The following is a 19,093-nucleotide window of genomic DNA, read 5'->3' on the forward strand; positions in this document are numbered from 1 at the left end:
TTCAATAATTTCCTGACAGCGCCGACAACCTTTCAAAGCCTTGCGGATTGAAAAACCATGCGTAATAACCAGCCCATTACACAACGCGAACGGACTTTCCCGGCTCAGCAGCGGTTGATTTCCACAACCGACGCCAAAGGCGTGATCACCTACTGCAACGACGCTTTCGTCGAAATCAGCGGGTTTTCGCGTGAAGAGCTGATCCGTGCGCCGCACAACCTGGTTCGTCACCCCGACGTCCCGGCTGCGGTGTTTTCGCACATGTGGGGCACACTGAAACAAGGCTTGCCATGGATGGGCATTGTCAAGAATCGCTGCAAATCCGGTGACCACTACTGGGTGAACGCCTACGTGACACCGGTGTTCGACGGCAATCAGGTGGTCGGTTACGAGTCGGTGCGGATCAAACCCACTGCCGAACAGATCCGCCGTGCCGAAGCGCTCTACCAACGCATCAACCAAGGCAAGTCGGCGATCCCTTCCAGCGACAAATGGCTGCCGGTGCTGCAGGACTGGCTGCCGTTCATTCTGGTCAGCCAGTTGAGCTTCGTGATCGGCGCGACCCTGAACTCGCACTGGGGCTTCGCCCTCGCTGCCGGCCTGTCGGTGCCGCTGGGCCTGATGGGCCTGCAATGGCAGCAACGCGGGCTCAAGCGCCTGCTGCGCCTGGCCGAGCAGACCACTTCCGACCCGTTGATCGCGCAGATGTACACCGACAGCCGTGGCGCGCAGGCGCGTCTGGAAATGTCGATCCTCAGCCAGGAAGCGCGCCTGAAAACCTGCCTGACCCGTCTGCAGGACACCGCCGAGCACCTGACCGATCAGGCCAAACAGTCCGACGCCCTGGCGCACAACAGCTCCAGCGGTCTGGAGCGCCAGCGCGTGGAAACCGAACAGGTCGCCACCGCCGTCAACCAGATGGCTGCCACCACGCAAGAAGTGGCGAGCCACGTGCAGCGCACTGCCGACGCCACCCAGGAAGCCAATCGCCTGACCGGTCGTGGCCGTGACATCGCCGGGGAAACCCGCGAAGCCATCCAGCGCCTGTCGGTGGTGGTCGGCGAAACCGGCCTGACCGTCACCCAACTGGCCAAGGACAGCGACGAAATCGGCGGCGTGGTCGACGTGATCAAAGGCATCGCCGACCAGACCAATCTGCTCGCCCTCAACGCCGCCATCGAAGCGGCACGTGCCGGCGAGATGGGCCGTGGCTTCGCCGTGGTAGCTGACGAAGTGCGCCAACTGGCGCAACGCACCAGCGAATCCACCGGCCAGATCCACGCCCTGATCGCCAAGCTGCAGCAGACCGCGTCCAGCGCCGTGCAGACCATGGAAGCCGGCCATCGCCAGGCCGAAGAAGGTGTGGCGCGGGTACTGGAAGCGGATCAGGCACTGGTCGGCATCAGCGAAGCAGTGGCCAACATCACCGACATGACCACGCAGATCGCTGCTGCGACCGAAGAGCAAAGTGCCGTGGCTGAAGAAATCAGCCGCAACATCAGCAACATTTCGGAGTTGGCAGACCAGACCTCGGAACAGGCGCATAACTCGGCGTTGCTGAGTGAAGAGCTGACCAAGACTGCGAATACTCAGTATTCGTTGGTAGAGCGGTTTAACCGCTAAAAGCAAAAGATCGCAGCCTGCGGCATCTCCTACACCGATCACCTGTAGGAGCTGCCGCAGGCTGCGATCTTTTAATCTTAAAAGCCCGGACAGCGAAAGCGTCCGGGCTTTTTATTGCCAGTCTGAAAGTGATGGTGCTTGGCAGACCGCATTCGCGAGCAAGCTCGCTCCCACATTGGCACTGCGTTGAGTCACAGTTCTGCGCACGACGACAATCACCTGTGGGAGCGAGCTTGCTCGCGAAGACGCCTTCTCTACCAACGACGATCTCACTCAAGCAACGCAGACACTGCCTACAACTGCGCCAGAATGCGCCGACTGGTGCTTGGTGCAGCCAAGTTCTATCGTTTGCCCGTCGCTACTCAATCACGCAGATCGGCCAGCATGAATCCATACCCCACGCGAAAACCCCACAAACAGAAAGTTCGTGATGAACTGACATTCCTGGATGTTCGGCACGCCGCGCGTGATGGGCAGAAAGTGTTCGATAAATATGTGATCACTGGCAGGCTATCCACCACAAAGTAAATCAAAAGATCGCAGCTTTCGGCAGCTCCTACACCGATCACCTGTAGGAGCTGCCGAAGGCTGCGATCTTTTGACCTGTAAGCCCGGACAGCGAAAGCGTCCGGGCTTTTTGTTGCCAGTCTGAAACTGGTGGTGTCTGGCAGACCGCATTCGCGAGCAAGCTCGCTCCCACATTTAGTCCTGTGTACGCAGAACCAATGTGGGAGCGAGCTTGCTCGCGAAGAGGCCATAACGGCCAGCGGAATTATTGAGGCAACCGCAGTTTGTCCAGCAATCGATTAACCAACAGCTCGTTCAACATGATCGGCTGTTGCAGCGCCAGCAGCGGATTGCCCTCCGGGCCACCGATTGAGTTGGCGATATTGCCAGCCTTGACTTTGGCCGACGACAACGATTCGCAAGCCTCGGCGATCGAGAGGAGGTGCAGCGAAGCAAACCGTAGGCGCTGCCCCCCGGATCGATCCCGGAGCGAAGGAACCCCGAGCTCCAGCGAGCGGGCCGAACGCCGGAGCAAGCGTTGTTTTGCTTACTTTTGAGGTGTTTGTCAAAAAAGTGAGTCGTCGTAAGGGCGAAACCTTAAGTGGCCGTTACCGCGGCAACGGATATTCACGCAGTCTCGGCAACGTTATTAGCTGACCAGCACATATAAGGCTGGCTGCCTAGCTGTCAGATCTGACAGTAGACGCACACCTGTTCAAGCGGATATCAAGAGAAACCGTAATTGCAGTCGGTTGTAACACCTCCTCTTAATTGAAAAGGCAGGTTTAACAATGACCACGCACGTTATGTTTCTCCCGAAAAAACCACTCGTCAGTGATGACAGGTTTCAATGGAGATTGGGCGGTAAACGGAAAACAGCGAAATTCAGATCTTTCTATCAGGACGAGTTCTTGGGCGAGCGGTATTGGTCCATCAGTGGTGGAACAGGAAATTTCGACGATGAAAGCTATTTTTCGTTCTCCATGACTCTGCCCTACCAATCCGATGAGTCACTCACAGGCGTCTATAACTTCGACGACGGGCTGACATTTGTTCACAGCCATTGGATCCCTGCGCCGCCGGGATTTATCGGAATGGCTTCGGTGGACGCCGACTCGGCGATCCTCAGCGTTAAATATGATGCTGAAACGGACATCGCTACGGGATCATTCGAGGCCGTGTTCAAAAGTCATCGCTATCGTCTGAATCCCAAGGGGACTTTCACCATGACGAGACTGAGACCATCGGATGCTGGCTAACTCTGGCAGGGGTGCTCGCTGCAACTCCGGAGGAGTACCCCTTCAATGTAATTTGAAAGAATGACTCCTTGGAGCTGCCGCAGGATGCGATCCTTTGATCGTGAAAAACTGGTTAGCGAAAGCCTCCGGGGTTTTATTGCCTGTTTGAAATGGATGGCGCGCGGAAGACAGCTTTCGCGAGCAGGCTCGCTCCCACAGTAGGGCCGGGTACATCAGTAAGAGAATGGTCGGCTGTCAGGCCGCCTTCGCTGGCAAGCCAGCTCCCACAGGGATTGCGTGCAGTCAGTAAGAGAATGGTCGGCTGTCAGGCCGCCTTCGCCAGCAGGCGGGTTCCCACACAAAAGCAAGAGCAGAACGCGCACCGCTCTTGCTCCTCACCACTCAACACGATGAGCGTTAGCTCGAGTACCGCTTTTGATCTTGATCCACAGGCGACATCGGAAGGCTGAGCGGAGGGATTCATCCGGGGGTGGGAGCGCAGCGACCGTTTGGCGCAGCCAAACACAGCGAGAGGAGGTGCAGCGAAGCAAACCGTAGGCGCTGCGCCCGGATGGAGCCTGGAGCGAAGGGACCCCGAGCTTTAGCGAGCGGGCCGGACGTAGGAGCAAGCGTTTTTGGTTACTTTTTAGGCGTTTGTAAAAAGTGACCCGCCGTAAGGGCGGAACCCTAAGTAGCCGTTACCGCAGCAACGGATATGCACACAGTTCGAAAAGTGTGCAACGTTCAAGATCTACCCCCTCACCCCAGCCCTCTCCCCCAAGGGGGCGTGGGGGAAAGGGAGCCGATCTTCATGAGTTTCAAAATTTCAGCTCGGCTCGGTCAACACTGAAGAAACGCAGCCACCTTCTGCCCGGCGGCAGCCAAATGCTGCTCATGCGTAAACCCGGAAACCTTGAGCGGCTTCAAATCATGATCCCCAGAGGCCAACCAAAACACCTCAATACTCGGCGATAGATCGTAAGCCTCGACAGCGTCCCGATTGCCAAGAGCATCCCGCTCCCCCTGAACAATCAACGTCCGAGTCCGCAAAGAAGCCAAATGTTCAACCCGCGGTTTCTCAGGTTTCCCAACCGCATAAAACGGATATCCAAGACAGACAAGCGCATCGGCGCCCAATTCGTCAGCCAAAAGACTGGCCATCCGCCCGCCCATCGACTTCCCGCCAATCGCCAAAACCCCAGCGACATGACGTCGCACCAGGCCATAAACCTCACGCCAACATTCCAGCAATTTCGGCGCCGGATTAGGCGGCCGTTTACTGCCATCCACCCGCCGCTGCGCCATATAAGGAAACTCAAACCGCAACACGTTCACGCCCAATCCAGCAAGGCGCCCAGCCATATCCGCCATCCACTCACTGTCCATCGGCGCCCCCGCCCCATGCGCCAGGATCAGAGTCGCCGAAGCCTCGCCCGACGCGGCATCCCAAAGCCACCCATGATCCCGCACGCACTGCGCCCATTGATCCCCGTCAATACTGGCCTTGTGCTGTTTGTCCATGCTTGCCTCGCTTTTAGTCTGCCTATAACTCCAGGCGAAGGATTCGCGGCGTTTTCTGCGCGCGCTCACTTCGGCTGAACCGTGGATGGGGAACCATGAACACTTCTATCAGTACCGCCTACAACTACAAGGTGGTCCGCCAATTCGCCATTATGACGGTGGTGTGGGGCATCGTCGGCATGGGGCTCGGGGTTTTTCTCGCGGCCCAATTGGTCTGGCCTGAACTCAACTTCAATTTGCCCTGGACCAGTTTCGGCCGTCTGCGCCCGCTGCACACCAACGCGGTAATCTTCGCCTTCGGTGGCTGTGCGCTGTTCGCCAGTTCGTTCTACTCGGTGCAACGCACCTGCCAGACGCAATTGTTCGCGCCGAAAATCGCCGCGTTCTGCTTCTGGGGCTGGCAGCTTGTGATTCTATTGGCAGCGATCAGCCTGCCGCTGGGTTACACCAGTTCCAAGGAATACGCCGAACTGGAATGGCCGATCGACATCCTGATCACCATCGTCTGGGTCGCCTACGCCATCGTGTTCTTCGGCACGATCATGCAGCGCAAGACCAAGCACATCTACGTCGGCAACTGGTTCTTCGGCGCGTTCATCATCACCGTGGCGATTCTGCACATCGTCAACAACCTTGAGTTGCCGGTGAGCCTGACCAAGTCCTACTCGGTGTACGCCGGTGCGACCGACGCGATGGTGCAATGGTGGTACGGCCACAACGCCGTGGGCTTTTTCCTCACCGCCGGTTTCCTCGGGATGATGTACTACTTCGTGCCGAAACAGGCCGAACGTCCGGTGTATTCGTATCGCCTGTCGATCGTGCACTTCTGGGCGCTGATCACCCTGTACATCTGGGCCGGCCCGCACCACCTGCACTACACCGCACTGCCGGACTGGGCGCAGTCGCTGGGCATGGTGATGTCGCTGATCCTGCTGGCACCGAGCTGGGGCGGCATGATCAACGGCATGATGACCCTCTCGGGCGCGTGGCATAAGTTGCGCAGCGACCCGATCCTGCGCTTCCTCGTGGTCTCACTGGCGTTCTACGGCATGTCGACCTTCGAAGGTCCGATGATGGCGATCAAGACGGTCAACGCCCTCTCCCACTACACCGACTGGACCATCGGCCACGTACACGCCGGCGCACTCGGCTGGGTGGCGATGATCTCGATCGGCGCGCTGTACCACATGATCCCGAAAGTCTTCGGCAAAGAGCAGATGCACAGCATCGGCCTGATCAACGCGCACTTCTGGCTCGCGACCATCGGCACCGTGCTCTACATCGCCTCGATGTGGGTCAACGGCATCGCCCAGGGCCTGATGTGGCGCGCAGTCAACGAGGACGGCACGCTGACCTACTCCTTCGTCGAAACTCTGGTGGCCAGCCACCCAGGCTTCATCGTGCGTCTGGTGGGTGGGGCGATCTTCCTCAGCGGCATGTTCCTGATGGCTTACAACACCTGGCGCACCGTGCGGGCCTCGCAGCCTGCTGACGTCGTTGCTGCCGCGCAGATGGCCTGAGGAGTCCGCCATGAAACACGAAACGATTGAAAAGAACGTCGGCCTGTTGATGCTGCTGATGGTGTTCGCCGTGAGCATCGGCGGCCTGACCCAGATCGTCCCGCTGTTCTTCCAGGACGTCACCAACAAACCGGTGGAAGGCATGAAGCCCTACACCGCGCTGCAACTGGAAGGCCGCGATATCTACATCCGCGAAGGCTGCGTCGGTTGCCACTCGCAGATGATCCGGCCGTTCCGCGCCGAAACCGAACGCTACGGGCACTACTCGGTGGCCGGTGAGAGCGTATGGGATCACCCGTTCCTGTGGGGTTCCAAGCGTACCGGGCCAGACCTGGCCCGGGTCGGCGCGCGTTACTCGGACGACTGGCACCGCGCGCACCTGTACAACCCGCGCAACGTGGTACCGGAGTCGAAAATGCCGGCCTACCCGTGGCTGGTGACGCAAGCGGTCGACAGCAGCCACACCGAAACCAAGCTCAAGACCATGCGCACCCTCGGCGTGCCGTACACCGACGATGACATCAGCGGCGCGGTCGCCAGCCTCAAGGGCAAGACCGAAATGGACGCCCTCGTCTCCTACCTGCAAGTGCTCGGCACTGCGATCAAGAGCAAGAGGTGAGCACGATGATCATTGAAATGAGTGCAGGGCTGATTCGCGGCCTCGGCACCGTCGTGGTGTTCGTCGCCTTCGTCGGCCTGACGATCTGGGTGTTCAACCGCAAGCGCACGCCGGAGTTCGCCGAAGCGCGCCTGCTGCCGTTCGCCGACGAGCCGCAACCCGACATTACCCAAGCACCTGAAACAAGGAGTACCCGGCCATGACCACCTTCTGGAGTACGTGGATCTGCGTACTGACCATCGGCAGCCTGATCGGCCTGACCTGGCTGCTGATCGGCACCCGCCGGGGCGAGACCAAGGGCAGCGTCGACCAGACCATGGGCCACAGCTTCGACGGCATCGAGGAGTACGACAACCCGCTGCCGCAATGGTGGTTCATGCTGTTCGCCGGCACGCTGGTGTTTTCCGTGGGCTATCTGATCCTGTATCCGGGCCTGGGCAACTGGAAAGGTATTCTGCCCGGCTACGAGGACGGCTGGACCGGCGTCCACGAGTGGGAAAAGGAAATGAACAAGGCCGACGCCAAATTCGGACCGATCTTCGCCAAATTCGCCGCCATGCCGGTGGAGGAAGTGGCGAAGGATCCGCAGGCGCTGAAAATGGGTGGCCGACTGTTCGCCTCCAACTGCTCGGTGTGCCACGGTTCCGACGCCAAGGGCGCTTTCGGCTTCCCTAATCTGGCCGACGAGGACTGGCGCTGGGGCGGCGACGCCGAAACCATCAAGACCACCATCATGGGTGGCCGCATGGCGGCGATGCCGGCCTGGGGCGAAGTGCTGGGCGAGACGGGTGTGAAGAACGTCGCCGCATATGTGCGTCACGAACTGGCCGGCCTGCCGCTGCCAGCCGACAGCAAGGCTGACCTGCAGGCCGGACAGCAAGCGTTCAGCACCACCTGCGTAGCCTGTCATGGGGCAACCGGCCACGGCACTGAAGCCATGGGTGCGCCGAATCTGACGCACCCGGCCGGATTTATTTATGGCACGAGTCTGACGCAGCTTGAGCAGACCATCCGCCACGGTCGCCAGGGCCACATGCCGGCACAGAACGAACTGTTGGGCAATGATAAAGTGCAATTGCTCGCCGCTTATGTGTACAGCCTGAGCCATGGATTGAATACAGAAAAACTGATTACCGAAGACAATAAACAGTAATCATTGCACACACCTCTGCCGCACCGTTCTCGGTGCGGCAGCATCCCGCCCCTTTGCGACGCATTGTCGCACCCCGTCACACCCTCTCCTTTCGGTTCCCCGGATTCGGGTCTACGCTTGCTCGATGCGGACTGGCTTTTGCTAGTTCCAGGTCAACGCTGACTGCTGTGTTCTGCGAACCGGCTGACTGATGTGGCCGCAAACGCCGGTAGATACCGGCTGTCGTGCCATTTACCGTCCGTCACCCGAACTGAGCGTTTGAACACACCCCGTTACAAGCGACCTGATCCCCTCGCTTTTTTCGTCCGCTGCGACATTTTGTCCGAGGCCAATTTTGACCTTACGCGGCGTATGGAAAGGCCGCAGAATCAGCGTTGGAAAGCATTGACCCAGGTCATGGCGCGTTGCAATGACCCCCTGCTCTCTGCATACTTGCGGCCGATTTTAATCCTAATAAAACACCCAAACCGTGGAACCTTAGAATGAGCACAGCAATCAGTCCGACTGCTTATAACTATAAGGTAGTCCGCCAGTTCGCCATCATGACGGTGGTCTGGGGGATCCTTGGCATGGGGCTCGGTGTCTTCATCGCCTCGCAACTGGTCTGGCCGGAGTTGAACTTCGGTCTGCCGTGGACGAGCTTTGGACGCCTGCGCCCGTTGCACACAAACCTGGTGATTTTCGCCTTCGGTGGTTGTGCACTGTTTGCCACTTCCTACTATGTCGTGCAGCGAACCTGCCAGACGCGACTGATCTCCGACAGCCTTGCCGCCTTCACCTTCTGGGGCTGGCAGGCGGTCATTATCGGCGCCATCATTACCTTGCCGCTGGGCTACACCACCACCAAGGAATACGCCGAACTGGAATGGCCGCTCGCCATTCTGCTGGCCATTGTCTGGGTCTCCTACGGGCTGGTGTTCTTCGGCACCATCACCAAACGCAAGACCAAGCACATCTATGTCGGTAACTGGTTCTACGGCGCGTTCATCGTCGTGACCGCGATGCTGCACATCGTCAACCACGCCTCCCTGCCGGTGAGCTTCTTCAAGTCCTACTCGGCCTACGCGGGTGCGACCGACGCGATGATCCAGTGGTGGTACGGCCACAACGCCGTGGGCTTCTTCCTGACCACCGGCTTCCTCGGGATGATGTACTACTTCGTGCCGAAACAGGCCGAACGTCCGATCTACTCCTATCGCCTGTCGATCGTGCACTTCTGGGCGCTGATCACCCTGTACATCTGGGCCGGTCCGCACCACCTGCACTACACCGCACTGCCGGACTGGGCACAGTCGCTGGGCATGGCGATGTCGATCATCCTGCTGGCGCCAAGCTGGGGCGGCATGATCAACGGCATGATGACCCTCTCGGGCGCCTGGCATAAGCTGCGCACCGACCCGATCCTGCGCTTCCTCGTGGTGTCGCTGGCGTTCTACGGCATGTCGACCTTCGAAGGTCCGATGATGGCGATCAAGACCGTCAACTCGCTCTCGCACTACACCGACTGGACCATCGGCCACGTCCACGCCGGCGCTTTGGGTTGGGTGGCAATGATTTCGATCGGCGCGATCTACCACATGATCCCGAAACTGTTCGGTCGTGCGCAGATGCACAGCGTCGGCCTGATCAACGCGCACTTCTGGCTCGCGACCATCGGTACCGTGCTGTACATCGCCTCGATGTGGGTCAACGGCATCACTCAGGGCCTGATGTGGCGTGCAATCAACGATGACGGCACCCTCACCTACTCGTTCGTCGAAGCGCTGCAGGCCAGCCACCCGGGCTACATCGTCCGTGCCCTGGGCGGTGCTTTCTTCGCCAGCGGCATGTTCCTGATGGCTTACAACGTCTGGCGCACCGTGCGCGCCTCGAACGCGGCTGAAGCCGAAGCCGCCGCCCAGATCGCTGTTGTTGGAGCTCACTGATGAAGCATGAAGCTGTCGAGAAGAATATTGGCCTGCTGGCCTTCTTCATGGTCATCGCCGTCAGCATTGGCGGCCTGACCCAGATCGTTCCGCTGTTCTTCCAGGACGTCACCAACAAGCCGGTCGAAGGCATGAAGCCGCGTTCGGCGCTGGAACTGGAAGGCCGCGACGTCTATATCGCCAACGGTTGTGTCGGCTGCCACTCGCAGATGATCCGTCCGTTCCGCGCTGAAACCGAACGCTACGGCCACTACTCGGTCGCCGGTGAAAGCGTCTGGGACCACCCGTTCCTGTGGGGTTCCAAACGTACCGGCCCGGATCTGGCTCGCGTGGGCGGTCGTTACTCCGATGACTGGCAGCGTGCGCACCTGTACAACCCGCGCAACGTGGTGCCTGAGTCGAAAATGCCGGCTTACCCGTTCCTCGTGGAAAACAAGCTCGACGGCAAAGACACGGCCAAGAAAATGGAAGTGTTGCGCACGCTCGGCGTCCCTTACACCGACGAAGACATCGCCGGTGCAAAAGATGCCGTGAAGGGCAAAACCGAAATGGACGCGCTGGTGGCCTACCTTCAGGGCCTGGGCACCATCATCAAAAGCAAACGGTGATTCTTAATGGATATCGGGATGATTCGAGGCCTGGGCACCGTTGTCGTGATGGTGGCCTTCATCGGTTTGGCGTTGTGGGTGTTCAGCCCCAAGCGCAAGTCGGAGTTTGAAGACGCAACCTTGCTGCCTTTTGCGGATGATCCCGAAGCCATCAAGCACGTCGAGCAAGCTTCTAGGAGTAACAAAGAATGACTACATTCTGGAGTCTGTACGTCACAGTCCTCAGTCTCGGTACGATCTTCGCCCTGACCTGGCTGCTGCTGTCGACCCGCAAGGGCCAGCGCAGCGAACAGACGGACGAAACGGTCGGCCACTCCTTCGACGGGATCGAGGAGTACGACAACCCACTGCCGAAATGGTGGTTCATGCTGTTCGTGGGCACCATCGTGTTCGCCCTGGGTTATCTGGTGCTGTACCCGGGCCTGGGCAACTGGAAAGGCCTGCTGCCGGGCTACAACTACCTCGATAACGACAAGCAGACCGCGTTCGCCAACGGCCAGACCGGCTGGACCGGCGTGCATGAGTGGGAAAAGGAAATGGCCCGCTCGGACGCCAAGTTCGGTCCGATCTTCGCCAAGTTCGCGGCGATGCCGATCGAGGAAGTGGCCAAGGATCCGCAAGCACTGAAGATGGGCGGCCGTCTGTTCGCCTCCAACTGTTCGGTATGCCACGGTTCCGACGCCAAGGGCGCCTATGGCTTTCCGAACCTGACCGACGCCGACTGGCGCTGGGGCGGCGAGCCGGAAACCATCAAGACCACCATCATGGGCGGTCGACACGCGGTGATGCCGGCCTGGGCCGAAGTCATTGGCGAACAAGGCGTAGCCGATGTCGCAGCCTTCGTGGTGACCCAGCTCGATGGCCGCAAACTGCCGGAAGGCACCAAGGCTGACCCGGCCAACGGCCAGAAACTGTTCGCCGCCAACTGCGTGGCCTGCCACGGTCCGGAAGGCAAAGGCACCCCGGCGATGGGCGCGCCTAACCTGACCCACCCGGCCGCGTTCATCTACGGTTCGAGCTTCGCGCAACTCCAGCAGACCATCCGTTACGGCCGTCAGGGCCAGATGCCGGCGCAGGAACAACTGCAAGGCAACGACAAGGTGCACCTGCTGGCAGCGTACGTGTACAGCCTGTCCCACGGTGAAAAAGCGCCGGAGGCCGAGGCGCAATAAGGCCAGGGCTTGATGTAATGAAGAATCCCCCGCCAGTGCTCTGGCGGGGGATTTTTTTATGGGTTACTGGCCCAGATCGACTTCACCGGCACGGTGGCCACCGGCGTACGTTTGCGCCACTGATTGTCCTCGACCAGACTCACCTCCAATTGCTTGCGATCCTTGGAAAAAGTGGCGGTCAGGTACGTCTGCTGAGAAGCTGAACCGCTGAGAAACATCGGCACGCTCCCCATATAGGTCTGGCTACCACCCTCGTCGTGGAAGTGGCCGGCGAACATCGCCGTCACCTGATACTTTTCAATCATTTCGCGAAAGCGCTTCTCTTGATCCCAACTGCCTTTCCACTCATAGGGCTTGTGCATGTTGATAATGATCGCGTAGCCCTGCGCTCGCGCTATTCGCAAATCATTTTCCAGCCAGTCCAGCGACTGTTTGATATCGAATGTGGTCGGATTCAAGGCATGGGAAATCTTTACCGCGTAAGTCGGTTCATTGTTCAACTGCACCAAGTGCACTTCACCTATATTCTTTGAATAAGCCAGACTACCCAGATAGTGTTTATTCACAAAGCTGCCGGTGACTTCCAGATCAAATTCATCGACTTTACCGACATGATGATCACGGTAATCAACAATACTGCCCGCTGCGCAACTTTCACTGAAACAGTCATTCACGTTGTTCTGGTAGTCGTGATTGCCCAATCCGTAGAGCACGTGATCGCCAAAGTGTTTCTTCAGCATCGAACCGATGAAAGAGCGCTGCCAGCCGTGGCCAAACGCGGTCATGTCACCGTTGATCATCAATGGCACCGCAGCCTGCCCGCCCATCTCGGTGCGGAACTGGGCAATGCTCGCGAACTGGGTTTCCACCAGCCATTTCGCGCGTTTTTCGAAATCCGCGCTCGATTCATCCTCGCCACTGTCCGACTTTTCTGTCCACGGGTATTGCGGGTCTGATGCAAATACCATGTGCTGCGGCATACCTTCATTGGCACTGGCGAGAGAAGTCAGGGACACCAGACACAGACAAGCGAAAAGCTTTTTAACTTCCTTGATTTTCATAACACTCCATTATTCCGTTAAATTTCAAAACATAAACATGCAACTAACACGCTGCACAACAGCCAATAAGCTATTCGAAAAAAACAAGAAAACAAAACCCATTAATTAACTAATGATATTTCTGGAATATTAAAATCGCCTTCGAAATTAATACTTTGAGACACATGCCTGATGGACTCGATTCGCTATGCTCTGTAGGGTCGTCCACAGCCCGTTGACCCTCATCGGAGCCACTTCAAGGATGAAGCCGCTATGTTGAATGACAGCAAAAACCCTCTCCCGGTTGATCAGAAACTCATAGACAACGATCAGGCGATCGATCCATCGAACCACCCCGTGGAATCGATTGCCGTGACACTGGGTAATCCGTTGCAACCCGACTCCAGAAGCACCACAAAGCCCCACAGAAATACCGGCAGTCTCGAGAGCCTGGGCGGCGGCAGACTTCCCTGAGTCTTGACGCCACGTCTGAATCAATCCGAGCCGGTCTGCGCCTTGTGCGAGGCTGGCTCGACTGATGTCTGCCACGGACCGACCAACGGACGGCTGAGTCCTGTCTTCCTCGATTGCCGCCCCCAAGGCGAAGTAGTAACGTTGCTACATCTGTATTGCGAGAGGTCAACCATGATGGCAATCACCACCATCTCCAGCCGTGAATTCAATCAGGACACCAGCAGCGCCAAAAAGGCTGCGCGTCTGGGTCCAGTGATCATCACCGACCGTGGCAAGGCCTCTCATGTCCTGTTGAGCATTGAGGAATATCAGAAACTGAGCGGCGCAAACACGAGCATTGTCGATTTGTTGGTCATGCCGGAGGCTGCCGACATCGATTTCGAAACCGAGCGCGCAGTCATCATTCATCGTCCCGTGGATCTGTCCTGATGTATTTACTCGACACCAATGTGATTTCCGAACTTCGCAAGCCGCAGGCCGATGCCAATGTGGTCAGTTGGGCCAAAGGCGTCATCGCCCCGCGCCTGTACATTTCCGCCATTACTTTGAAAGAACTGGAAACCGGAGTACTGCGAATGGAACGGCGTGATCCTGCTCAAGGAAAGCTGTTGCGCAGTTGGCTGACGCGTCACGTCATTCCGGCATTCGAAGCCCGAATCCTGCCGGTTGATGCCGCGGTGGCACTGCGTTGTGCCAGCCTGCATGTACCCGACCAGGCCAATGAAAGCGATGCATTGATAGCTGCCACTGCCCTGGTGCACGGGCTCACCGTCGTCACTCGTAACGTCGGCGATTTCCAGTCGAGCGGTGTCGCCCTGATCAATCCATGGGAACAATGAGCGAGCGACTGCGCGAAAACTGTCCATACTCAACAAGTCAATTGATCTGCATCAGGCTTTTCTGCATTCGCTACACCAATAATGCTTTTTCCCCAACGCGACCAAAGGTCGCACCCTTGAGTTAGAGCGACAGGCGTATCATTGCGCCACTGCGACACCCCTTTCTGACCGCGGTCGGCACGTATCGACCGAGGCATTTGTCCACTGCCGTGGGATGCAATGATGAGCAACCAGATTCCGGTACACGACGTCACACCACCGAGCAAAAACGCGAACAACAGCGTCGATCTTTACGCCTCTCGAGAAAAAATCTACACCCGTGCTTTCACCGGCCTGTTCCGCAATCTGCGGATGATCGGCGGCGCCGCGCTGTTCCTGTTGTATTTCGGTACGGTTTGGCTGAACTGGGGCGGGCATCAGGCGGTGTGGTGGAACCTGCCGGAACGCAAGTTCTTCATCTTTGGTGCGACCTTCTGGCCGCAGGACTTCATCCTGCTGTCGGGGCTGCTGATCATTGCGGCGTTCGGCCTGTTCTTCATCACCGTTTACGCCGGCCGCGTCTGGTGCGGCTACACCTGTCCGCAAAGCGTGTGGACGTGGATTTTCATGTGGTGCGAGAAGGTCACCGAAGGCGACCGCAACCAGCGGATCAAGCTCGATAAAGCGCCGATGACTGGCAACAAATTTCTGCGCAAGCTCGCCAAGCATTCATTGTGGCTGCTGATCGGCTTCGTCACCGGCATGACCTTCGTCGGCTACTTCTCGCCAATCCGCGAACTGGTGTTTGAATTCTTCACCGGCCAGGCCGATGGCTGGTCGTATTTCTGGGTCGGTTTCTTCACCCTCGCCACCTACGGCAACGCCGGCTGGCTGCGCGAGCAGGTGTGCATCTACATGTGCCCCTACGCACGTTTCCAGAGCGTGATGTTCGACAAGGACACCCTGATTGTTTCCTACGACCCGCGTCGCGGCGAAAGCCGTGGCCCGCGCAAGAAAGGTGTCGACTACAAGGCCATGGGTCTGGGCGACTGCATCGATTGCACCATGTGCGTTCAGGTGTGCCCGACCGGTATTGATATCCGAGACGGTCTGCAGATCGAGTGCATCGGTTGTGCGGCGTGCATCGACGCCTGCGACGCGATCATGGACAAGATGGACTACCCGCGCGGCCTCATCAGCTACACCACCGAACACAACCTCTCCGGCCAGAAAACCCATAAACTGCGGCCACGCCTGATTGGCTACGCGGTGGTGCTGCTGGCGATGATCAGCCTGCTGGTGACCGCGTTCTTCATGCGCTCGCTGGTCGGTTTCGACGTCAGCAAGGACCGCGTGCTGTACCGCGAAAACGCCGAAGGCCGGATCGAAAACGTCTACAGCCTGAAGATCATGAACAAGGATCAGCGCGACCACACCTACGTCCTGGAAGCCGCCGGTCTGCCGGACCTGCGCTTGCAGGGCAAACGCGAGATCAAGGTGCCGGCCGGCGAAATCTTCAGCATGCCGGTGGAGTTGTCGAGCGCACCGGAACAATTGCCGTCGAGCACCAACGAGGTGAAATTCATCCTCAAGGATGCCGACGACGACAGCGTCCACGTTGAAGCCAAGAGCCGATTCATCGGCCCACAAACCCGTTGAGAGAACTGAACATGCCCGCAGCAAACGCCGCCAGTCCTTGGTACAAGCACCTTTGGCCGTGGATCATCATCGGAATTCTGGCCTGTTCGGTGACCTTGACCCTGTCGATGGTGACCATCGCGGTGAACAACCCGGACAACCTGGTCAACGACAACTATTACGAGGCCGGCAAAGGCATCAACCGCTCGCTGGATCGCGAGCTGCTGGCGCAGGAGCTGAAGATGCGCGCCAACGTCCATCTGGATGAACTCACCGGCGAGGTCGACCTGCGCCTGAGCGGTAACAGCCAGCCGAAAACCCTGGAACTGAACCTGATCTCGCCGACCCAGCCGGAGAAGGATCGCAAGATCGTCCTGACCCGCAGCGAAACCGAAGCCGGCCGTTACATCGGTCAGTTGGGCGACAAGGTCGAAGGCCGGCGTTTTGTCGAATTGCTGGGCACGCAGGACGACCACGTGTGGCGCATGTTCGAAGAGGAACAGGTCAGCCACGACAAGGATCTGCTGCTCGGTGACGAACCGCTGCAGGGCGCCGAAGACCTGGATAAATAAATAAACTGCAGAAGCCCCTCACCCTAACCCTCTCCCGGAGGGAGAGGGTTAGGGTGAGGGGCTCGCATGCCTTGTGTATGGCAGTGACGATATCCGTGGATGCACCTCTTTTCCGGCCTCCATCAATCGGCTCCCTCTCCCTCCGGGAGAGGGCTGGGGTGAGGGCAAGCGGACAACCCCAATGCAAGGGCTTACCCCCTCAACGATGCCATGACCACCCCACTCCCCTGCTACCACTGCGCTCTGCCCGTCCCGTCGGGCAGCCGCTTCACCGCCGTCGTGCTCGGGGAGTCCCGCGAGTTCTGCTGCCCCGGCTGTCAGGCCGTGGCCGAAGCCATCGTCGCCGGTGGCCTGGAAAGCTATTACCAGCATCGCAGCGAAGCCTCGGCCAACCCCGAAGCCTTGCCGGTGCAATTGACCGATGAACTGGCGCTGTACGACCGCGCCGACGTGCAACAACCCTTCGTCCGTCACGCGGGCGAACTCGCCGAAACCACCCTGTTGATGGAAGGCATCAGTTGCGCCGCCTGCGGCTGGCTGATCGAGAAACACCTGCGCAGCCTGCCGGCAGTGGCCGAGGCGCGGCTCAATCTGTCCAACCATCGCTTGCATGTGCAATGGGCCGACGGGCAATTGCCGCTGAGCCAGATCCTCGCCGAGCTGCGCCACATCGGTTACGCCGCCCACCCCTATCAGGCCGACCGCGCCAGCGAGCAACTGGCCAGCGAAAACCGTCTCGCGTTGCGTCAACTCGGTGTCGCCGGGCTGCTGTGGTTTCAGGCAATGATGGCGACCATGGCGACCTGGCCGGAATTCAACATCGACCTCAGCTCCGAACTGCACACGATCCTGCGTTGGGTCGCGCTGTTCCTGACCACACCGATCGTGTTCTACAGCTGCGCGCCGTTCTTCAAAGGCGCGATGCGCGATCTGCGCACCCGCCACCTGACCATGGACGTCTCGGTGTCGCTGGCGATCGGCAGCGCCTACATTGCCGGGATCTGGACCTCGATCACCGGCGTCGGTGAGCTGTATTTCGATGCGGTCGGGATGTTTGCGCTGTTCCTGCTCGCCGGGCGCTATCTGGAACGCCGCGCCCGCGAGCGCACCGCCGCGGCCACCGCGCAGCTTGTGAACCTGTTGCCAGCCTCGTGCCTGCGCCTCGACGCCGACGGCCAGAGCGAACGCATCCTGCTCAGCGAATTGCGCCTGGGTGACCGGGTGCTGGTGCAACCGGGTTCGATCCTGCCGGCGGACGGCAAGATCCTCGACGGCCAGTCGAGCATCGACGAATCGCTGCTGACCGGCGAATACCTGCCGCAACCGCGCACGCTGGGCGATGCGGTCACCGCTGGCACGCTGAATGTCGAAGGCGCGCTCACCGTCGAGGTTCTGGCGCTGGGTCAGGACACGCGCCTGTCGGCCATCGTCCGTCTGCTTGATCGCGCCCAGGCCGAGAAACCGCGACTGGCAGAAATCGCCGACCGCGCTGCGCAATGGTTTCTGCTGTTGTCGCTGATTGCGGCCGCAGCGATCGGCCTGTTGTGGTGGCAGCTGGATTCGTCGCGGGCGTTCTGGATCGTGCTGGCGATGCTGGTGGCGACCTGCCCTTGCGCGCTGTCGCTGGCAACCCCGACGGCGTTGACCGCCGCCACTGGCACCCTGCACAAACTCGGCCTGTTGCTGACGCGCGGCCATGTACTGGAAGGCCTGAACCAGATTGACACGGTGATCTTCGACAAGACCGGCACCCTCACCGAGGGGCGGCTGGTTTTGCGTTCGATCCGTCCACTGGGCACGCTGAACAGCGACCAGTGCCTGAGCCTTGCCGCCGCGTTGGAAAATCGTTCGGAACACCCGATTGCCCGCGCCTTCGGTCGTGCGCCACTGGCGGCTGAAGAAGTGCACAGCACGCCGGGACTCGGCCTCGAAGGGCTGGTTGGCACACAGCGTTTGCGCATCGGTCAGGCAGAATTTGTCTGCGCCCTCAGCGGTTCGCCGCTGCCGGCGATGCCGGATGAACCGGGTCAGTGGCTGCTGCTCGGCGATGACTCGGCAGCGCTGGCGTGGTTCGTTCTCGACGACCGCCTGCGCGACGATGCGCCCGCCCTGCTCGCCGCCTGCAAGGCCCGTGGCTGGCGCACGCTGCTGTTGTCCGGCGACAGCTCGCCGATGGTCACCAGCGTCGCCGCCGAACTGGGTATTGACGAGGCCCGTGGCGGTCTGCGTCCGGACGACAAACTGCAAGTGCTGCAACAGCTGCACGCTCAAGGTCGTAAAGTGCTGATGCTCGGTGATGGGGTGAACGACGTACCGGTGCTGGCCGCTGCCGACATCAGCGTGGCCATGGGATCAGCCACCGATCTGGCGAAAACCAGTGCCGACGCGGTACTGCTGTCCAACCGCCTCGACGCGCTGGTGCAAGCCTTTACGTTGGCGCGCAGAACCCGTCGGGTAATCATCGAGAACCTGCTGTGGGCGGCGCTGTACAATGGCCTCATGTTGCCGTTCGCCGCCCTCGGCTGGATCACCCCGGTGTGGGCTGCGGTCGGCATGTCGATCAGTTCGTTGACCGTGGTGCTCAACGCCCTGCGCCTGACTCGCCTGCCGAGCGCGCCGGTCGCCGGCACCCGTTCAGAAACCCGCCCGTTGCCGGCCTGAGCCG

The 19,093-nt window shown here is 59.4% G+C and carries 18 protein-coding genes; 15 read left to right on the top strand and 3 right to left on the bottom strand.

What is annotated here, in order from left to right; translation table 11 throughout:
* Positions 1-57 precede the first annotated feature (57 nt).
* Entirely contained in the window at positions 58-1,623 is a 1,566-nt protein-coding gene (locus tag KCG87_RS13735; RefSeq protein WP_003223402.1) for a PAS domain-containing methyl-accepting chemotaxis protein, read from the top strand.
* 772 nt (positions 1,624-2,395) lie between these two features.
* On the opposite strand, the gene KCG87_RS13740 is transcribed toward KCG87_RS13735, so the two are convergent.
* Positions 2,396-2,665 carry a hypothetical protein gene (locus KCG87_RS13740; protein WP_210557785.1) on the bottom strand — a complete coding sequence of 90 codons (270 nt, stop codon included), beginning with the start codon at positions 2,663-2,665 and terminating at the stop codon, positions 2,396-2,398.
* Positions 2,666-2,921: 256 nt separating this feature from the next.
* Here KCG87_RS13740 and KCG87_RS13745 point away from each other — a divergent pair, with 256 nt between their 5' ends.
* A complete protein-coding gene (locus tag KCG87_RS13745) occupies positions 2,922-3,389 on the top strand; it encodes a hypothetical protein (RefSeq protein ID WP_139055690.1) in 468 nt (155 codons plus the stop codon).
* Positions 3,390-4,208: 819 nt separating this feature from the next.
* On the opposite strand, the gene KCG87_RS13750 is transcribed toward KCG87_RS13745, so the two are convergent.
* A complete protein-coding gene (locus KCG87_RS13750) occupies positions 4,209-4,889 on the bottom strand; it encodes an alpha/beta family hydrolase (RefSeq protein WP_210557494.1) in 681 nt (226 codons plus the stop codon).
* Positions 4,890-4,984: 95 nt separating this feature from the next.
* Between KCG87_RS13750 and ccoN (KCG87_RS13755) the strand changes: the two genes are divergently transcribed.
* The 8 genes from ccoN (KCG87_RS13755) to ccoP (KCG87_RS13790) all read left to right on the top strand — a co-directional run bounded on the left by ccoN (KCG87_RS13755) (position 4,985) and on the right by ccoP (KCG87_RS13790) (position 11,886).
* A complete protein-coding gene (gene ccoN, locus KCG87_RS13755) occupies positions 4,985-6,409 on the top strand; it encodes a cytochrome-c oxidase, cbb3-type subunit I (RefSeq protein WP_047293096.1) in 1,425 nt (474 codons plus the stop codon).
* 10 nt (positions 6,410-6,419) lie between these two features.
* Positions 6,420-7,028 carry a cytochrome-c oxidase, cbb3-type subunit II gene (gene ccoO, locus KCG87_RS13760; protein ID WP_003223389.1) on the top strand — a complete coding sequence of 203 codons (609 nt, stop codon included), beginning with the start codon at positions 6,420-6,422 and terminating at the stop codon, positions 7,026-7,028.
* A gap of 5 nt (positions 7,029-7,033) precedes the next feature.
* Positions 7,034-7,231: a cbb3-type cytochrome c oxidase subunit 3 gene (locus tag KCG87_RS13765; protein ID WP_027613249.1), complete on the top strand. Its 198-nt coding sequence runs from the start codon at positions 7,034-7,036 to the stop codon at positions 7,229-7,231.
* Entirely contained in the window at positions 7,228-8,181 is a 954-nt protein-coding gene (ccoP, locus tag KCG87_RS13770; RefSeq protein WP_210557492.1) for a cytochrome-c oxidase, cbb3-type subunit III, read from the top strand. The genes KCG87_RS13765 and ccoP (KCG87_RS13770) overlap by 4 nt, the downstream gene beginning before the upstream one ends.
* Before the next feature lie 482 nt (positions 8,182-8,663).
* Complete coding sequence (ccoN, locus tag KCG87_RS13775) at positions 8,664-10,106, top strand: cytochrome-c oxidase, cbb3-type subunit I (RefSeq protein ID WP_210557490.1); 1,443 nt, start codon at positions 8,664-8,666, stop codon at positions 10,104-10,106.
* A complete protein-coding gene (ccoO, locus tag KCG87_RS13780) occupies positions 10,106-10,714 on the top strand; it encodes a cytochrome-c oxidase, cbb3-type subunit II (RefSeq protein ID WP_024164411.1) in 609 nt (202 codons plus the stop codon). Before ccoN (KCG87_RS13775) ends, ccoO (KCG87_RS13780) begins: the two co-directional genes overlap by 1 nt.
* A 6-nt stretch (positions 10,715-10,720) precedes the next feature.
* The gene (locus KCG87_RS13785; protein ID WP_003175465.1) at positions 10,721-10,906 is read left to right on the top strand and encodes a CcoQ/FixQ family Cbb3-type cytochrome c oxidase assembly chaperone; all 186 of its coding nucleotides are present in this window, start codon (positions 10,721-10,723) and stop codon (positions 10,904-10,906) included.
* The gene (gene ccoP, locus KCG87_RS13790; protein ID WP_103368398.1) at positions 10,903-11,886 is read left to right on the top strand and encodes a cytochrome-c oxidase, cbb3-type subunit III; all 984 of its coding nucleotides are present in this window, start codon (positions 10,903-10,905) and stop codon (positions 11,884-11,886) included. The genes KCG87_RS13785 and ccoP (KCG87_RS13790) overlap by 4 nt, the downstream gene beginning before the upstream one ends.
* Positions 11,887-11,942: 56 nt before the next feature.
* On the opposite strand, the gene KCG87_RS13795 is transcribed toward ccoP (KCG87_RS13790), so the two are convergent.
* Positions 11,943-12,947 (bottom strand): metallophosphoesterase, encoded by a 1,005-nt coding sequence (locus tag KCG87_RS13795; protein ID WP_210557488.1) that lies wholly within the window; start codon positions 12,945-12,947, stop codon positions 11,943-11,945.
* Positions 12,948-13,574: 627 nt separating this feature from the next.
* On the opposite strand from KCG87_RS13795, the gene KCG87_RS13800 reads away from it, so the two are divergent.
* From KCG87_RS13800 to KCG87_RS13820, 5 genes are all read left to right on the top strand, one after another.
* Positions 13,575-13,829, top strand: a complete 255-nt coding sequence (locus tag KCG87_RS13800; RefSeq protein WP_047599120.1) for a type II toxin-antitoxin system Phd/YefM family antitoxin — start codon at positions 13,575-13,577, stop codon at positions 13,827-13,829.
* Positions 13,829-14,239 carry a type II toxin-antitoxin system VapC family toxin gene (locus KCG87_RS13805; protein WP_210557486.1) on the top strand — a complete coding sequence of 137 codons (411 nt, stop codon included), beginning with the start codon at positions 13,829-13,831 and terminating at the stop codon, positions 14,237-14,239. Before KCG87_RS13800 ends, KCG87_RS13805 begins: the two co-directional genes overlap by 1 nt.
* 222 nt (positions 14,240-14,461) lie before the next feature.
* Positions 14,462-15,877: a cytochrome c oxidase accessory protein CcoG gene (gene ccoG, locus KCG87_RS13810; protein WP_098967982.1), complete on the top strand. Its 1,416-nt coding sequence runs from the start codon at positions 14,462-14,464 to the stop codon at positions 15,875-15,877.
* 11 nt (positions 15,878-15,888) lie between these two features.
* Positions 15,889-16,428: a FixH family protein gene (locus KCG87_RS13815; RefSeq protein ID WP_210557484.1), complete on the top strand. Its 540-nt coding sequence runs from the start codon at positions 15,889-15,891 to the stop codon at positions 16,426-16,428.
* A 210-nt stretch (positions 16,429-16,638) separates the two neighbouring features.
* Positions 16,639-19,089, top strand: a complete 2,451-nt coding sequence (locus KCG87_RS13820) for a heavy metal translocating P-type ATPase (protein ID WP_210557482.1) — start codon at positions 16,639-16,641, stop codon at positions 19,087-19,089.
* The last annotated feature ends 4 nt before the right edge of the window (positions 19,090-19,093 follow it).

It is taken from the genome of Pseudomonas sp. MWU347, from assembly GCF_017947305.1.
GTDB classification, from domain to species: Bacteria; Pseudomonadota; Gammaproteobacteria; order Pseudomonadales; family Pseudomonadaceae; genus Aquipseudomonas; species Aquipseudomonas putida_A.

Coding starts and splice junctions, on each gene's coding strand:
- ccoO (WP_024164411.1), top strand. CDS start 10,106: ATGAAGCATGAAGCTGTCGAGAAGAATATTGGCCTGCTGGCCTTCTTC.
- KCG87_RS13745 (WP_139055690.1), top strand. CDS start 2,922: ATGACCACGCACGTTATGTTTCTCCCGAAAAAACCACTCGTCAGTGAT.
- KCG87_RS13820 (WP_210557482.1), top strand. CDS start 16,639: ATGACCACCCCACTCCCCTGCTACCACTGCGCTCTGCCCGTCCCGTCG.
- KCG87_RS13815 (WP_210557484.1), top strand. CDS start 15,889: ATGCCCGCAGCAAACGCCGCCAGTCCTTGGTACAAGCACCTTTGGCCG.
- KCG87_RS13800 (WP_047599120.1), top strand. CDS start 13,575: ATGGCAATCACCACCATCTCCAGCCGTGAATTCAATCAGGACACCAGC.
- KCG87_RS13750 (WP_210557494.1), bottom strand. CDS start 4,889: ATGGACAAACAGCACAAGGCCAGTATTGACGGGGATCAATGGGCGCAG.
- ccoN (WP_047293096.1), top strand. CDS start 4,985: ATGAACACTTCTATCAGTACCGCCTACAACTACAAGGTGGTCCGCCAA.
- KCG87_RS13785 (WP_003175465.1), top strand. CDS start 10,721: ATGGATATCGGGATGATTCGAGGCCTGGGCACCGTTGTCGTGATGGTG.
- ccoO (WP_003223389.1), top strand. CDS start 6,420: ATGAAACACGAAACGATTGAAAAGAACGTCGGCCTGTTGATGCTGCTG.
- KCG87_RS13805 (WP_210557486.1), top strand. CDS start 13,829: ATGTATTTACTCGACACCAATGTGATTTCCGAACTTCGCAAGCCGCAG.
- ccoP (WP_210557492.1), top strand. CDS start 7,228: ATGACCACCTTCTGGAGTACGTGGATCTGCGTACTGACCATCGGCAGC.
- ccoP (WP_103368398.1), top strand. CDS start 10,903: ATGACTACATTCTGGAGTCTGTACGTCACAGTCCTCAGTCTCGGTACG.
- KCG87_RS13795 (WP_210557488.1), bottom strand. CDS start 12,947: ATGAAAATCAAGGAAGTTAAAAAGCTTTTCGCTTGTCTGTGTCTGGTG.
- KCG87_RS13735 (WP_003223402.1), top strand. CDS start 58: ATGCGTAATAACCAGCCCATTACACAACGCGAACGGACTTTCCCGGCT.
- ccoN (WP_210557490.1), top strand. CDS start 8,664: ATGAGCACAGCAATCAGTCCGACTGCTTATAACTATAAGGTAGTCCGC.
- KCG87_RS13765 (WP_027613249.1), top strand. CDS start 7,034: ATGATCATTGAAATGAGTGCAGGGCTGATTCGCGGCCTCGGCACCGTC.
- ccoG (WP_098967982.1), top strand. CDS start 14,462: ATGAGCAACCAGATTCCGGTACACGACGTCACACCACCGAGCAAAAAC.